The sequence below is a fragment of the Nonomuraea sp. NPDC049309 genome (assembly GCF_043196965.1).
Lineage (GTDB): Bacteria > Actinomycetota > Actinomycetes > Streptosporangiales > Streptosporangiaceae > Nonomuraea > Nonomuraea fastidiosa.
On record NZ_JBICSH010000001.1, the window covers coordinates 2,499,428 to 2,514,485 of the forward strand.

General features: G+C 70.6%; 11 protein-coding genes. 4 read left to right on the forward strand and 7 right to left on the reverse strand.

Features of this window, described 5'->3' with window-relative positions; genetic code table 11:
* Window positions 1-57: 57 nt before the first annotated feature.
* Window positions 58-2,091, forward strand: coding sequence for an alpha-glucuronidase (locus tag ACGFIM_RS11130; RefSeq protein ID WP_393198139.1), 2,034 nt, complete (start codon window positions 58-60; stop codon window positions 2,089-2,091).
* On the opposite strand, the gene ACGFIM_RS11135 is transcribed toward ACGFIM_RS11130, so the two are convergent.
* The 5 genes from ACGFIM_RS11135 to ACGFIM_RS11155 all read right to left on the reverse strand — a co-directional run bounded on the left by ACGFIM_RS11135 (window position 2,085) and on the right by ACGFIM_RS11155 (window position 8,841).
* Window positions 2,085-2,783, reverse strand: a complete 699-nt coding sequence (locus ACGFIM_RS11135; RefSeq protein WP_393198142.1) for a hypothetical protein — start codon at window positions 2,781-2,783, stop codon at window positions 2,085-2,087. The two genes, ACGFIM_RS11130 and ACGFIM_RS11135, sit on opposite strands and share 7 nt — an antisense overlap.
* A gap of 139 nt (window positions 2,784-2,922) precedes the next feature.
* Window positions 2,923-4,569 carry an extracellular solute-binding protein gene (locus tag ACGFIM_RS11140; RefSeq protein ID WP_393198145.1) on the reverse strand — a complete coding sequence of 549 codons (1,647 nt, stop codon included), beginning with the start codon at window positions 4,567-4,569 and terminating at the stop codon, window positions 2,923-2,925.
* A gap of 47 nt (window positions 4,570-4,616) precedes the next feature.
* Entirely contained in the window at window positions 4,617-5,495 is an 879-nt protein-coding gene (locus tag ACGFIM_RS11145; protein WP_393198148.1) for a carbohydrate ABC transporter permease, read from the reverse strand.
* Window positions 5,492-6,478, reverse strand: coding sequence for an ABC transporter permease (locus ACGFIM_RS11150; RefSeq protein WP_393198151.1), 987 nt, complete (start codon window positions 6,476-6,478; stop codon window positions 5,492-5,494). The genes ACGFIM_RS11145 and ACGFIM_RS11150 overlap by 4 nt, the downstream gene beginning before the upstream one ends.
* The gene (locus tag ACGFIM_RS11155; RefSeq protein WP_393198154.1) at window positions 6,475-8,841 is read right to left on the reverse strand and encodes a glycoside hydrolase family 3 N-terminal domain-containing protein; all 2,367 of its coding nucleotides are present in this window, start codon (window positions 8,839-8,841) and stop codon (window positions 6,475-6,477) included. Before ACGFIM_RS11155 ends, ACGFIM_RS11150 begins: the two co-directional genes overlap by 4 nt.
* A gap of 1,240 nt (window positions 8,842-10,081) precedes the next feature.
* Between ACGFIM_RS11155 and ACGFIM_RS11160 the strand changes: the two genes are divergently transcribed.
* Window positions 10,082-10,429, forward strand: a complete 348-nt coding sequence (locus ACGFIM_RS11160) for an alpha/beta fold hydrolase (protein ID WP_393198157.1) — start codon at window positions 10,082-10,084, stop codon at window positions 10,427-10,429.
* 5 nt (window positions 10,430-10,434) lie between these two features.
* Here the strand turns inward: ACGFIM_RS11160 and ACGFIM_RS11165 are convergent, their stop codons facing one another.
* Window positions 10,435-11,763 (reverse strand): MFS transporter, encoded by a 1,329-nt coding sequence (locus ACGFIM_RS11165; RefSeq protein ID WP_393198160.1) that lies wholly within the window; start codon window positions 11,761-11,763, stop codon window positions 10,435-10,437.
* Window positions 11,764-11,949: 186 nt separating this feature from the next.
* Here ACGFIM_RS11165 and ACGFIM_RS11170 point away from each other — a divergent pair, with 186 nt between their 5' ends.
* On the forward strand, window positions 11,950-12,507 hold the full coding sequence (locus ACGFIM_RS11170) for a hypothetical protein (protein ID WP_393198163.1): 558 nt from the start codon (window positions 11,950-11,952) through the stop codon (window positions 12,505-12,507).
* Window positions 12,508-12,568: 61 nt separating this feature from the next.
* On the opposite strand, the gene ACGFIM_RS11175 is transcribed toward ACGFIM_RS11170, so the two are convergent.
* On the reverse strand, window positions 12,569-13,141 hold the full coding sequence (locus ACGFIM_RS11175) for a hypothetical protein (protein ID WP_393198166.1): 573 nt from the start codon (window positions 13,139-13,141) through the stop codon (window positions 12,569-12,571).
* Between the two features lie 259 nt (window positions 13,142-13,400).
* On the opposite strand from ACGFIM_RS11175, the gene ACGFIM_RS11180 reads away from it, so the two are divergent.
* A complete protein-coding gene (locus ACGFIM_RS11180) occupies window positions 13,401-13,811 on the forward strand; it encodes a hypothetical protein (RefSeq protein ID WP_393198169.1) in 411 nt (136 codons plus the stop codon).
* Window positions 13,812-15,058 lie beyond the last annotated feature (1,247 nt).

A 15,058-nucleotide genomic window follows, 5' to 3' on the forward strand; every position in this document is an offset into this window, starting at 1 on the left:
CCGGCCGGAGCGGCGACGATAGATTCGCTCCTTGGAGTTCGAGCTAAGGAGCCCCCCGTGACCGTTCCCCATGTCGATGACGTCCACCCGGCCTGGCTGCCCCCCGAGGCGTTCCGCGCGGCCGGCGCGCGGCGCGTGCTGGTCATCGCCGACGACTCGGTGCTGTCCGGCACCGTGCGGGCCGAGGTGGCCGAGGCCTGCGCGCGCCACGGCGGTGCCGTGGCCGCGCCGGGGCAGCCGTACGACCTCGTGCTCGCGCTGGCCTCCGGCGGCTCGCTGCCGCCGGAGGCCGCCGCGCTGAAGGGGCCTGAGCTCGGCCCTGAGGGCTTCCTGCTGGCCCGTACCGGCGGGGTGACCGTGGTGCTCGCGGAGGCGCCTGCCGGTCTGCTGTACGGGTTCTTCGCGGTGGTCAGGCTCGGCGAGGCCGCGTTCGAGGGCGAGCGGCCCGCCGAGGCGCACCGGCCCGCGCTGGAGCGGCGCATGCTCGACCATTGGGACAACATCGACGTGCATCCCGTGATGGGGCAGGTGGAGCGCGGCTACGCGGGCGGCTCGATCTTCTGGCGGGACGGCGTCCTGCACGAGGACCTGACCAGGGTCCGGGCTTACGCGCGGCTGCTCGCGGCCACCGGCGTCAACGCGGTCGCGGTGAACAACGTCAACGTGCACGCCACCGAGGCCCGCCTGCTGACCGACCGGCTGCACGAGGTGGCCGCGCTGGCCGCCGAGTTCCGCCCGTACGGCATCCGCGTCCACCTGTCGGTGAACTTCGCCTCCCCCATCGCGCTCGGCGGGCTGGAGACGGCCGACCCGGCCGACGAGCGGGTGCGCGAGTGGTGGGCGCGCACGACCGAGCGGGTGTACGCGACGATCCCCGACTTCGGCGGTTACGTGGTCAAGGCCGACTCCGAGGGCCAGCCGGGGCCGTTCGCGTACGGGCGCGACCACGCCGACGGCGCGAACATGCTGGCCGACGCCCTGGCCCCGCACGGCGGCGTGGTGCACTGGCGGGCCTTCGTCTACAACCACCGCCAGGACTGGCGCGACCGCTCGACCGACAGGGCACGGGCCGCCTACGACCACTTCGCCCCGCTCGACGGCCGGTTCAGGGACAACGCGATCGTCCAGGTCAAGTACGGCCCGATCGACTTCCAGCCGCGCGAGCCGGTCTCCCCGGTGATCGCCGCGATGCCGGGCACGCGGCTCGCGGTCGAGCTGCAGGTGACGCAGGAGTACACCGGCCAGCAGCGGCACGTGTGCTACCTGGCGCCGATGTGGAGCGAGGTGCTCGGCTTCCGGTTCTGGGGCGAGGGCGGGCCCGCGGTGTCCGACCTGACGAAGAGCGGCGGCCTGGTCGCGGTGTCGAACGTCGGCGACGACCGCTACTGGACCGGCCACCCCCTGGCCCAGGCCAACCTGTACGCCTTCGGCCGCCTGGCCTGGGACCCCGGGCTCGACCCGGTCGCGATCCTGGACGAGTGGATCGGCCTGACGTTCGTGCCCGGCGCGGACGAGGGCGGCGAGCGGCTGCGGGCCACGCTGCACGGCATGATGGACGGATCGTGGCGCACGTACGAGCGCTACACCGCGCCGCTCGGCGTCGGCTTCATGGTCAGGCCCGGCCACCACTACGGCCCCGACGTGGACGGCTACGAGTACACGCCGTGGGGCACCTACCATTTCGCCGACCGCGACGGCGTCGGCGTCGACCGCACCAGGGCCACCGGCACCGGCTACACCGGCCAGTACCCGAAGCCGTGGTCGGAGGTGTACGAGTCGCTCGCCGACTGCCCCGACGAGCTGCTGCTGTTCTTCCACCACGTGCCGTACGGCCACGTGCTGCACAGCGGCGTCACGGTCATCCAGCACATCTACGACACCCACTTCGCCGGCGCGGAGGAGGCCGCCGAGATCAGGGCGCTGTGGGCGAAGCTGGAGGGCGACGGCCTCGTGGACCCGGCGCTGCATGCCCGTGTCCGCGAGCTGCTGGACGAGCAGGTGCGCTGCGCGGAGGAGTGGCGCGACCAGATCAACACCTACTTCTACCGCAAGTCGGGCGTGCCCGACGCGCACGGCAGAACCATCTACTGAGCGTCAGGGCGGGTGAAGCGCTGCTGCACCTCGGTGATCATGGCGCGGCTGTTCCACAGCAGCGTCCCGGCGAACACCGAGGCCAGCAGCGCCAGCGCCGCCTCGGTCGCCACGAACACGACCGCACCGGCCACGATCAGCAGGCAGGCGTTGGCGAGGGTCAGAGCGGGGAAGCGGCCCAGCGCGTACGCCGCGAGCTTGGCGACGTCGACCGCCCTGAACGCGAACAGCGAGGTGATGACGAGCGCGTTGAGCACCCACAGCGTGCCGCCCGCGGCGAGCACGATGAGCAGCGCGCCCCACCAGCCGGGCACGCCGGCGGCGGCGAAGTTGGCCAGGTTGGTGCCGACCAGGGCCAGCATCAGCAGGTAGGGCGCCCAGACCCGCAGCGCGGCGCCGACGTTGAGCTTGTAGCCGCGCCAGAACGCGGCGGCCGGGCTGAGCTCGGCCAGGTCGCGGCTGCGGTGGCGCAGGGCGTAGAGGGCGGCCGACAGCGCGGGGCCGGCGGGCAGCAGGCAGGCGGTCATCAGCGGCAGGTTGGTGGCGTCGCGGTCGAGCAGCACCATCACCGCCAGGCCGGGGACGGCGGTGAGCAGCACGAGCAGCTCGACGATCAGCAGCGTGTAGATCAACGCCGAGCCGCGCGACAGCGGGCCGGAGCCGAACTTCTGCGAGGTCGTCGGATCGCTCATCGCGTGTGCTCCTCCGGGGTGGACGGGTCCGCCGCCGCCCCTGACGATACCGGGCCGTCCGGGGACGCAGGGCGCGGTGAACAGGCAGCAGGCCGGGCCGTCCCGGTGGAGAGGGGACGGCCCGGCCGTGGGGAGAAGGTCAGCTGCCGTGCTCCTTCTTGAAGCGCTCGTAGGCGCCGTTGACCACGTTGATGTACTGCGTGGCCCCCTTGCCCTCGACCTCCTTGACGTAGGCGTCCCACTCGGACAGGTCGCGCTGGCCGAGGATGAACTTGAGGGTGTTCTGGGTGACGTGGTCCTTCAGCGGCGTCTCCCACAGGGAGACCTGCTCGCGCTCCTCTTCGGTGAGCGGCGCGGGCGGCTCGACCGGCCAGGGCTTCCTCGCGTTCATCACGTTCTGGAACTCGATCTCCTCATCCGAGAACGTGGACTGCAGCAGCGAGGTGGGGCCGCCGTAGGCGAACACGCCGTTGCCGAAGCCGAAGTCCTTCTGCAGGTGCTTGGAGCCCTTGGGGTTGAGGCCGACGTAGTCGACGTCCTTGGCGAGCTTGATCTTGCCCGAGGAGTCCTTGGTGTAGGTGACGCCCTCGACGCCCCACTTGGCGAAGAGCTGGCCCTCGTCGGAGTACCACAGCCAGTCGATGAACTGCATCATCGCGACGAAGTTCTTGTGCCCCAGGGCCTTCTTGGAGATCATGATGCCGTTCTCGAGCCGGCTGGCGAACTTGTACTCGCCGATCGGGCCGATGGGCACCGGGATCTTGACGATCTTCGCGTCGGGGATGTTCTCGGTCAGCGCGCCGCGGTAGTCGTTGATGAGCGTCTGGGCGTTGGTGCTGATGACGAAGGACTTGCCCGAGACGAACTTCTCCTTGGCGGCGTCGTCCTGCTGGGTGAAGCCCTCGGGGTCGAGCAGCTTCTCCTGGACCAGCTTGTTCAGGTACTCGATCGTCTGCTTGTAGCCCGGCATGGTGCCGGTGTAGACGAACTTGCCCTGCGCCTGGTCGAACGTCGCGTGCTGGTACTCCCAGCCGCCCTTGGTGCCGTGCGCCTGCGCGATCAGCTTGATGATGTTGCCGCCCGGCGTCGGAACACCCCAGCGGTCCGTCATCGGGTACTTGTCGGGGTACTCCTCCTTCATCTTCTTGAGCATGTTGTAGAAGTCGTCGAGCGTCTTCGGCACCTCGAGGCCGAGCTTGTCGAGGATGTCGGTGCGCACCGCGAAGGAGTAGTCGGCCCAGGCCGCCTCGTGCAGGCCGGGCAGCAGGTAGATGCGGCCGTCGGCCTGCATGATCGAGTTCAGCTCGGGCTGGAGCTGCCACTTGGCGACCTTGTCCTGGAAGTTCGGCATCAGGTCGAAGTAGTCGCTGACCGGCAGGATGGCGCCGGAGGCCACGAAGGCCTCCTCCTGCGGGTGGTACGTCTTCGGGATGATCAGCGGGGCGTCGCCGGCGCCGATGATCAGGCTGCGCTTCTTCTCGTAGTCGCTGAGCGGCACCGTCACCGGCTTGATGGTGACGTTCGTGCGCTTCTTCAGCTCCTCCCAGAACAACCAGTCGGCCTTGTACGGGTAGAAGGGATGGTTGTTGTAGAGCATGTCGAACGTCAGCGGTTCGGCGGCCTTGAACTGCTGGCCGACGGCGTAGTTCGCCATCGAGCCCGCCGTGTTGGCCGGCGTGGCCGCGCCCTTCGCCGGAGCCTCGCTCTCACTGCTGCAGGCCGTCAGGGCAAGGGAGGCGAAGGCACCGAGACCGATGATCGCCTGACGCCGCGAGATCTCGCGCATGGGGGGAATCCTTTCCCGTGATTCTGCTGGGTTGGAAGGCGTGGACGTCAGCCCTTGACCGCGCCGAGCATGACGCCGGAGACGAAGTAGCGCTGGACGAACGGGTACACCAGGAGGATGGGCAGGACGGTGAGCACGATCGTCACCGCCTGGATGTTGGCGGCCGCCTGGGTCACCTCGGCCGCCGCGGCCCCGAAGGAGTCCGCTCCGGTCGCGCCGGCGATGAGGTTGCGCAGGTAGACGGTCACCGGGAACAGATCGGCCTCGTTCATGTAGAGGAACGCGGGGAACCAGGAGTTCCAGAACGAGACCGCGTAGAACAGGATCATCGTGGCGAGCACCGCCTTCGACAGCGGCAGCACGATCTTCCACAGGATCCCGTACGTGTTCAGGCCGTCGATGGCGGCGGCCTCCTCCAGGTCACGCGGCAGGTTCTCGAAGAACGCCTTCATGACGAGGAGGTTGAACACGCTGATCGCGTTCGGCAGCACGATCGCCCAGATCGTGTTCTTCATGCCGAGGCTGCTGATGAGCACGTAGTTGGGGATCAGGCCGCCGGAGAAGAACATCGTGAACACCGCGACGCCGATGAGGAAGGTGCGGCCCTTGAGGTGCTTCTTGGACAGCACGTACGCGTAGCTCGTGGTCAGCACGATCGCGATGAACGTCGCGACGACCGTGTACACCACCGTGTTGCGGTAGTTCGTCCAGAACATCGGGTCCGACGCGACGATCTTGTACGTGGTCAGGTTGAACCCCTTGGGCAGGAGGTTCACCTCGCCCGCGCTGATCGCGCTCTGGCTGCTGAACGAGCGCGCCAGGATGTTCAGGAACGGATACAGCGTCACGATCACGACGACGGTCAGGATCAGCGCGTTGAACCACTGGAAGACGCGGTAGCCCCGGGTCATGTCGTGCGTAGTCACCACAGGCTCGTCCCAACTGTGCGGCGAGAGATCACGTTGGCCGAGAGGATCAGCACCAGGCCGATGATCGCCTCGAACAGGCCGATCGCCGCCGCGTAGCTGAAGTTGCTGGCCTCAAGGCCCATCCGGTACAGGTACGTCGAGATGACGTCGGCCGTCGGGTAGGTCAGCGGGTTGTAGAGCAGGAAGACCTTCTCGAAGCCCACCGCCATGAACGTGCCGATGTTGAGGATCAGCAGCGTGACCGCCGTCGGCCGGATGCCGGGCAGCGTCACGTGCCAGATCTGCCGCCACCGGCCCGCGCCGTCGATCCGCGCGGCCTCGTACAGCTGGTCGTCGATCGTGGTCAGCGCGGCGAGGTAGAGGATCGTGCCCCAGCCGACCGTCTGCCAGACCTCGGAGCTGACGTAGATCGTCCGGAACCAGTCCGGGTCCTGCATGAACGAGATCTTCTGGCTGCCGATGAAGTCGAGGAAGGTGTTGATCGGCCCGTCCAGCGAGGTGATCTGCATGACCATGCCGGCCACGATCACCATCGACAGGAAGTGCGGCAGGTACGTCACCGACTGCAGGAAGCGCTTGAGCGTGCGCCGCCTGACCTCGTTGAGCAGCAGCGCCAGCACGATCGGCAGGGGGAAGCAGAAGATCAGCGTCAGCGCGCCCAGGATGAGGGTGTTGGTGAAGACGTTCCAGAACGTGGGGTCGTTCAGGAACAGGTTCACGTAGCGCAGGCCCACCCACTCCTCGCCGAAGATGCTGCCGCCCGGCTCGAACTTGCGGAACGCGATGACGTTGCCGATCATCGGCGCGTACCGGAAGATCAGGAAGAACAGCAGCGGCAGGATCGCCAGCGTGTAGAGCTGCCAGTCGCGGCGGAACGCCCGCCGCCACGAGCCGCTCTTCTCCCGCCGCCGGCGTCCAGGTGCCGGTTTCGCGGGGGGATGCTGAGTCTGCGCCGGGCGCAGCGTCTCAGATGTGCTCATGCTCGGCCCTCCGGGGGGTTGCGATCGATCTGCGCCGGCGCCTGAAGCCGGCGGCGGTGGCCGATTTCACGGACGTCGCCGGTCAGCCGCAGCGGCAGGGTCGCCACGGCCTCGGCGCACGAGCGGCCGAGCCGCAGCTCGACCTCGCCCGGCTCGACGATGCGGCGGCCGCCGGTCCCGGTGAAGGACGTGAGGTCGGCCGGCACGGTGAAGGCGACCCGGGCGCTCTCCCCCGCCTCCAGCGGGACGCGGGCGAACCCGATCAGGCGGACGACGGGCCTGGTCGTCTGCGCCACCGGGTCGTGCAGGTAGAGCTGCACGACCTCGGCGCCGGCCCGCTCGCCGGTGTTGCGTACGGTGACCTCGACCTCGACCTCGCCGTCCACCGGCCAGTCGGTGACGCCGCCGCGCACCCGCGCGCCGCTCCACTCGTAGCCGGTGTAGCTCAGGCCGTGGCCGAACGGGTAGGCGGGGGTCGGGTCCACCGACGACACCTGGGAGCGGCGGCCGAGCGGCGGCGACAGGTAGGTGGACGGCAGCCCGCCCGCGTCGCGCGGCACGCTGACCGGCAGGCGGCCGGTCGGGTTCACCGCGCCGGTCAGCACCTCGGCGAGCGCCTGGCCGCCGCGCTGCCCGGGGAAGAAGCCGAACAGCACGGCCTTGGCGGCGTCGGTCTCGGGGCCCAGCGCGTACGGGCGGCCGGCGAGCAGCACGAGCACCACCGGCGTGCCGGTCGCCAGCACCGCCTCGACGAGTTCCGCCTGCACGCCGGGCAGCCGCAGGTCGGTGGCGTCGCAGCCCTCGCCGGAGGTGCCGCGGCCGAACAGCCCGGCCCGGTCGCCGACCGCGAGCACGCACACGTCGCTGTTCTTCGCCAGCTCGACCGCCTCGGCGATGCCGGAGGTGTCGGCGCCGCTGATGTCGCAGCCCGGTGCGTAGGTCAGGCCGGGCACCCGTTCGGCGAGCGCCTCGCGCAGCGACGGGATCTCGACGCCGAGGCCATGCTCGGGATGCGGGCCGACGTGGGCGGGGAAGGCGTAGCAGCCGAGCATCGCCATCGGGTCGTCGGCCACCGGGCCCACCAGCGCCACCCGGCTCCCCGCCGCCAGCGGCAGCGCACCGTCGTCGTTGCGCAGCAGCACGATCGCCTCGCGCGCCAGCCGCAGCGCCAGCTCCTGGCTCTCCTCGTCGTCCAGCCGCACCTCCTCGGCGGGACCGGGCAGCGGCGTCCAATCCGCGTCGAGCAGGCCGAGCTCCGCCTTCTGGATGAGCACGCGGCGCAGCGCCCTGTCGATCAGCGCCTCGTCCACCGCGCCCGCCTTGACCGCCTCGACCAGCGGGGCGCCGTAGGCGTCCACCGTCGGCAGCTCCACGTCGATGCCGGCGCGCAGCGCGAGGCCCGCCGCCTGCCCGCCGTCGGCGGCCACGCCGTGCAGCCGCTCCAGGAACCGTACGGAGAAGTAGTCGGCGACGACCGTGCCCTCGAAGCCCCACTCGTCGCGCAGCAGGCCGGTGAGCAGGCTCTCGTCGGCGGCCACCGGGACGCCGTCGATCTCGGCGTAGGAGTTCATCACCGAGCGGGCACCGCCGAGCCGCAGCGCCATCTCGAACGGCGGCAGGATCACATCCGCCAGCTCCCTGCGGCCCATGTGCACCGGCGCGAGGTTCCGGCCGCCGCGGGAGGCGGAGTAGCCGGCGAAGTGCTTGAGCGTGGCCACCAGGCCGGCGGATTCGAGGCCGCGCACGTACGCGGCGCCGACCGTGCCCACCAGGTACGGGTCCTCGCCGATCGTCTCCTCGGTGCGGCCCCAGCGGTAGTCCCTGGTCACGTCGAGCACCGGGGCGAGGCCCTGGTGGACGCCCGCCGCGCGCATCGAGCGGCCGATCCGGCCCGCCATCTCCTCGACCAGCCCGGGATCGAACGAGGCCCCCCAGCTCAGCGGCGCCGGGTAGACCGTCGCCCGCCAGGCCGCGAACCCCGTCAGGCACTCCTCGTGCACCTGCGCCGGGATGCCGAACCGGCTGGCCCGCACGATCTCCTCCTGCGAGGCCGCCAGCGAGCGGGCGCCCGCCACCGGGTCCACGGGGGCCGTGCCGAACGGCCGGGTGAGCTGGCCCAGGCCCTGCCGGATGGCGTCCTGCCAGTCGGGCCCCTCGCCCATGTCGGTCTGGTGCGGTGCGACACCGCCCCCCGACGCGTCGGCGCCGACCCAGACCCCGACGAGCTGGGCGACCTTCTCCTCCAGCGTCATCAGGGAGATGAGGGCCTCCGCCCGCTGGGCGGGCGTCAATCCCGCGTCCCGCCACTGCTCGCTCTCGCCGGACGCCGCCGAGCGCGTGTCACCTGGTTCGTGGCCCCTCATGCCATCCCTTCACCCTTATGCCGGCGCCGGCCCGCGGCGAGAGCGGGGGGTGTAACGCGGGGATGACGCCGAAAGTTTCAAGCAGTTCCATTTAATATTGCGGCAACATAAGGGGCTCATTGAATCGTGTCAAGACCGCCGCTAACTGCTGCGTTACCGATAGCACCACGTGTGGCGTCGTGCGTGGTCGGAGGCTGATAACGGTTTTGTCGAGGTTAAGTTGCCCGAAACTTTCGGAAATACGGAAGGGGTTGAATGGCCGCCTGGCCTTCTGGGGGAGGCGTGGCGGGGCCAGCGTTCTGACTGTCCGGTTTGACATGAAGGTTACAGCTATGACCTCCATCCGTCAGCGCCCGCGTCGCCCTCCCGTCACCGTCCGTTTCCCTTCACGGGGCGGCCCGCCGTCACCGCCCGATTGAGCGCTCAGCGCCGTATCGGGAGATCAGCGCCCTTACCGGGAGCCCGGCGCCGGTCGCGTCCCTGCTCAGCGCGGTTCGCGACCGCCGCCGCCTGGCGGAAGTGCTCGCGGGCGCGCTCCGGCATGCCCAGGGCGGAGGCCAGGTGACCGAGGTAGGGGCCGAGGCAGAACACCACCGGTCCGAGGGCGACCAGGCCGCGTCGCGCTCCGGCCGGTTCGTCGTGGGCGGGCAGCGGGCAGCTCCCGCAGGTGATCGGCCGCACCGGTCGCCGGCGCGGCCGTGGCGTGCTGGCAGGTCCGCAGCTCGTACAGCAGGTCGCGCGGCGACTCGGGAACGGCCCGCACGGCCTCCCGCGCCAGGTCGAGGCGGCCTTCGGCGAGCAGCGCGAACGGCCGCACCCACGGCTCGTACGGCCCGGGCCCCGAGCACACGGCGTCTCCGCCCGCGAGGGCGGCCGCGACTTGACTGGCCTTGACAGACCGGCGGCGAAGGGGTGCGCATCGGCGATGTCCGGGGAGAGCAGGTCGGCACCGGCAAGGTATGGACGGAGAGGATCCGCACCGGCGAGATGTGGACGAGAGGATCCGCACCGGCGAGATGTGGACGAGAGGATCTGCACCGGCGAGATGTGGACAGAGCATGGCCAGGGGCCGCAGGCCCTCCTCGCCGCCGGGCATGCTCGAACCGTCCGGCCGCGCCGCCGCACGGTAGGCGTCCCTGTCTCTGGGCGTGACGGCCAGGCGGAGCGCGGCGTACCAGCCGGTGAAGACACCGGCGAGCGGCGATTCGTACCGCTCCGCCAACCGGTCCCCGGCCGCAGCATGCCGATCGGCGGCGACGAGATCCCGCAGGACGTGCGCGCCGCGTACCTGAAGGCGTCGCGCGAGGCGGTGCCGTCGATCGTGGCCGGCTATCGCGCCACCGCCGCGGTGGACGCCGAGGACGACGAGGCCGGCCTGCGGGCAGGGCGCCGGTTGCGGATGCCTGTCTCGGTGCTGCGGCAGGACCGGGGTGCGACGCTCGGGTTCGACGCGGCGGGGCGCCGGCGGGCGTGGGCGGACGACCTGGATCGCCGTACGGTGTCCTGCGGCCACTTCATGGCCGAGGAGGCGCCGGAGGAGGTGGCCGGGGCGATCCGTGACCTGCTCGACCGGCGCCCCACGGCCTGACGGGGCTAGGTCGTGGCCTGCTGCTCGTCGTACTCGATCGCGTAGTCGTGCTGCGAGCGGTCCTTGAGCAGCCACGCCGCCACGACGCTGATCGCGGCGCAGATCGCCATGTAGACGGCGATGGCGAAGGAGCTCTGGTACGTCGCGTACAGCCAGACCGCGATCAGCGGCGCCGGCCCGCCGGACGTCACCGAGGCGAGCTGGTAGCCGAGCGACGCGCCGCTGTAGCGCAGCCGCCCGGTGAAGCTCTCCGCGATGAACGTGGCCTGCGGGCCGTACTGGATGTCGTGGATGGGCGCGGCGAGCACGATGGCGAGGAAGACCAGCGCGGGCACGCGGGTGTCGAGCAGCGGCCAGTAGACGAACGACCACACCACCATGAGGGCGGCGCCGACGATGTAGAGGCGGCGGCGTCCGACCAGGTCGGAGATGTAGCCCCAGAACGGCACCGTGACCAGGGAGACGAGCCCGGCGACGATCACGTACGTGTAGACGTCGTTCGCCGCGAAGCCCAGCGTCTTGGTGGCGTAGGTGAGGATGAAGACGGTGAAGATGTAGAACGGCGCCTGCTGCCCGGTGCGCAGCAGCGCGCTGAGCACGATCTCCCGCCAGTTCTTGGCCAGCGCCTCCTTGACGGGCACCCGCTCGACCCTGTTCTCCTTGACGACCTTGGCGAACACGGGCGTCTCCAGGATGCCGAGCCTGATGTACAGGCCGACGCCCGCCAGCACGAGGCTGAGCAGGAACGGGATGCGCCAGCCCCAGTACGGATGCAGCGGCTGGAAGATCTGCAGCGCCAGATAGCCGAGCACCAGCCCGACCGGCACGCCGAACTGCGGCCAGCTGCCGAGGAAACCGCGCTTGCCGCCGCGCGTCTTGCCCCATTCGGTGGCCAGCAGCACCGAGCCGCCCCACTCGCCGCCGACGCTGATGCCCTGCAGCAGCCGCAGCGCGGTGAGCAGGACGCCGCCCCAGATGCCGATCTGCTGGTAGGTGGGCACCAGGCCGACGAGCGCGGTGGCCAGGCCCATGGTGATGAGGGTGGTGATGAGGGCCGCCTTGCGGCCGATCCGGTCGCCGTAATGGCCGAAGATGGCGGCGCCGATGGGCCGTGCGGCGAATCCGCCGAAGTAGGTGCCGAGGGCGACGAGTAGTCCTGTGGTGGAGTCGCTGGTGGGGAAGAACAGCTCCGCGAACAGGGTGCTGGCGGCGAAGCCGTAGAGGAAGAAGTCGTACCACTCGATCGAGGTCCCGACGGCGGAGGCGATCACCGCCCGGACCAGTTGCCGTCTTCTCAGCTGCCCTGATGCGTCGAGTTCTTGCCGCTCAACCATCTTGCCGCTCCTGGGGGGAGGTCTCGCGATACCCGCGACGGTACATGAACGTTCTTTCTCGGTCACGAGCCGGAATCGGTGGGGGTTCCGGGTTTCCCCGCGCCGGCAGGGGTTCGCGTACGGGCGAGGTGAGTGCGGGTTCGCGGCGGGTAGCGGGAGGGCCACGCCGGAAGGAGGGCAGCGCAGATGCGTCGTTTGGTCATCACCGCCGTGGCCGTGGGCCTGGCGGTCACGGGCTGCGCGAAGGTGGAGAAGGACTGGGCGAACCAGACCCCGCCGAACGACGGGGCCAACGCCAACATCGGGCAGAACCTTCAGCTGCGCAACGCCTTCCTGCTGGGCAGCGCCGACCCGGCCTCGCCGGCGCCCGAGCAGGCGCTGTACGTGGTGCTGGTCAACAGCTCCGACCGGCCTGCCACGCTGGAGAACATCACGGTCGAAGGCGGCGGCACGGTGCAGCTCGCCGGGCCCGTCGCGATCCCGCCCGACCACGCGATCGGCACCGGTAACCAGCCGATCGGCACCGTCTCGGGCGCGCGCGGCACCTCGGTCCCGATGACGTTCACCTTCCAGGACCGCACGTCCGTACGCGTGTTCGTGCCGGTCATGGCGCGGGCCGGCCAGTACGCGAACCTGCCGCTCTCGCCCGCGGCGCCGCCGACGGCCTCGCCGCCCGCCACCGCGCCGCCGACGGCTCCGACGACCGACAATTCGATCTCCGGCAGCCCGTCACCGACGGGGTGACGCGTCGGCGCAGGTGAAGCGGCGGTCCAGCGCCTCTCCGTCCCGTCTCGTACGGCCTGGCTCAGTGCCTGGACGGCGCGGCGGCCGCTTCCGTGACGAGCACGCCGAACTCGGCGCGCCGCTCCTCCGTCGTGCGGCCGTCCGGGGTAGAGACGCCGAGGCCGGCGACGGATCCCGAGGGGCGGAGCACAACCGGGGACCGCCGCCGTGCGCCGCCACCGAACGGCCCTCGACCACCACCGACCCCACCACCGAACAACCCCCAACCACCACCGACCCCACCACCGAACAACCCCCAACCACCGGCGGCCCCGCCACCGGACGGCCCGCAACCGTCGGCGGCAGTGGGCTGCGGCTGACGGCGCACCAAGCGCTCACGCTCACCGGCATCGTCGCGCTGTGCGTGGCCGTGCCGGCGTTCACGCCGGACGCCGGGCTGACCGCCGTCACCGTGGCCGTCGTGCTCTCGCTCCGCCGGCCGTACCGCTGCTGTCGGCAGGGCGCGCTCGGCCCGATCGCTCGCCACGCTGTCGGTGGTGTCGTCGGCGATCGTGGACGTCAGCCCGTTCTCGACGACGGACGCGCTGCTTGTCGCCAACGTACGCGGCATGCCGCGGAACGACTTCTCCAGCAAGCCGCCGGCGTACGGCGCCGGTCGTGGCGGGGCCGTTCGCGGCGTGGGCGGTCTCGGTGGCCCCGGCCGGCTCGGCTGAGCGGCTCTTCGGACAACGAGCCGCCGTCCTCACGTTGACCTGCGCGGTCGATTGTCCGAAAGGCCGTTGGAAAATGCCCGGACAATTGCTGGACGGTCAATATGTGGCGTTTGCCCGCCGTTCTCGCCAGGGTGGGTGGCGGAAATCATCAGCACGCCTCAAGAACTGGGGGAATTCATCATGAGAATGCGTGCGAAGGTCACCCTGGCGGTAGCGTCCACGGCGGCGGCATTCTTCGCCCACGCGCCGGCCGCCGGCGCGACGCCCGTCACGGCGGGACCTGCCGGGGGCACCACCACGGCCGCCGCCTCCGCCACGGGCGCCGGCCTCACCGCGCGGGCGCCGCTCGGCACCCTCGCCGTCATCCGGGGCAAGACGCGGTGCTTCAGCTACTCGTACGGCGACGACGGCACCGCCAGCGTCACCGTCTACTACCACAACCGGTGCAAGCACTCGCGCGGCATCAAGATCCGCGTCGCGCAGGCGAGCGACGCGTGCATCTGGGTGCGCGGCGGCGACTACGACAAGAAGAAGTTCAAGGGCCCGCACCCGACCGTCCAGTCGATCAAGGAAGTCTCCCACTGCGGCTGACGTAGCACGCCCGTAGCCGGTGCCGCCGCCTGGACGTCCCCGCTGTCTCCGGACCTCGCCTGCACGCCGGACGACAGCACCCTTCACTTCCCGGACGGCGGCGCCGGCCCCCGCTCCACAGCGGAGGGTTTTCGCAGGCAGGCCGGTTTTCGGGCAGTCAAGAACGGCATTTCTTACACTTTGTCACCGATCGGGCACTTTGTTGGCTAAAAGGTAACACTCGCAGTTAAAACGTTTCGTGTCCTGTAGGGGCCTTTGCTACCCTCCTGAGGTCTTGGTGTGGTACGGCGAATCGCCGTACGTGCGACTGACCGAAGCAGGGGTGGGATGGCTCAGTCACCTGGACATCAGGATGAGAGGGTGGGCAGCACGCGACGGGGGCGCAGGCCCATCCGCCCGGATCCGTCCTCGGGGCCCGTGGCGCTGCTCGCGCACCATCTCTGGGAGCTCAAGCAGGAGGCGGGCGATCCGTCGTTCGCGGCCATGGCCACCAAACTCGGCGCTGCGGCCTCCAAGTCGTCCCTGGCGGCGGCCCGGGGAGTGACGCTGCCCAGCTGGGAGACGACGTGGGAGTTCGTCCGCGTGCTCGCGGTCGAACGCCTCGGCCGCGATCCCGACGAGGTCCGCCGCGAGTGGCGCGCCCGCTGGGAACAGGCCGCCGCCTCCCCGTCACCCGCCTCCGCTCCCCTGCCGCCGACCCCGAACGGCGGCGCCCCCGCGGAACATCCGGACACGCGGCCTTCCGGGACGGCGACCGGGGCAAGCGCCTCGGCAGCGCCCGCCACCGCGACGGCCGGGCGTGCGGAGGCGCGAGGTGCTGTTCAGGAAACCGCATCTCAAGCGCCCGCCACGCGGAACACCACCGGCGCACCGGCCGGACCGACCGACTCACCGCACCCCGGCCCTACGCCATCCCGCACCCCGGCTAACCCGGCCGGTTCGGCGGATGTGGCCCGGTCACCGTCCGGTCCCGACCCGTCCGGCTCCTCTCTCGTCGCATCGGACTCCCCGCAATCCAGGGACGCCTCCAGCGCGACCGGACCGAACACCGTCCTCAGTCCGACCTGGCCGAACACCATCACGCCGACCGGACCGGACGCCACCCCCAACCCGACCGGACCGAGCACCGCCTCCGGCCGACCCGGCGGACCCTCCGCTCCTGCGGCGGCCGGTGCCGTGCCAGTAGGCGCCACCCCCAACCCGACCGAACCGAACACCGCCTCCGGCCAGCCGGCAGCCGGACCCTC

Bases quoted from the DNA above. Each gene is read 5' to 3' on its own strand.
- ACGFIM_RS11135 (WP_393198142.1), bottom strand. From the start codon at position 2,783: ATGAGCGATCCGACGACCTCGCAGAAGTTCGGCTCCGGCCCGCTGTCG.
- ACGFIM_RS11140 (WP_393198145.1), bottom strand. From the start codon at position 4,569: ATGCGCGAGATCTCGCGGCGTCAGGCGATCATCGGTCTCGGTGCCTTC.
- ACGFIM_RS11150 (WP_393198151.1), bottom strand. From the start codon at position 6,478: ATGAGCACATCTGAGACGCTGCGCCCGGCGCAGACTCAGCATCCCCCC.
- ACGFIM_RS11155 (WP_393198154.1), bottom strand. From the start codon at position 8,841: ATGAGGGGCCACGAACCAGGTGACACGCGCTCGGCGGCGTCCGGCGAG.
- ACGFIM_RS11160 (WP_393198157.1), top strand. From the start codon at position 10,082: ATGCCGATCGGCGGCGACGAGATCCCGCAGGACGTGCGCGCCGCGTAC.
- ACGFIM_RS11165 (WP_393198160.1), bottom strand. From the start codon at position 11,763: ATGGTTGAGCGGCAAGAACTCGACGCATCAGGGCAGCTGAGAAGACGG.
- ACGFIM_RS11170 (WP_393198163.1), top strand. From the start codon at position 11,950: ATGCGTCGTTTGGTCATCACCGCCGTGGCCGTGGGCCTGGCGGTCACG.
- ACGFIM_RS11180 (WP_393198169.1), top strand. From the start codon at position 13,401: ATGAGAATGCGTGCGAAGGTCACCCTGGCGGTAGCGTCCACGGCGGCG.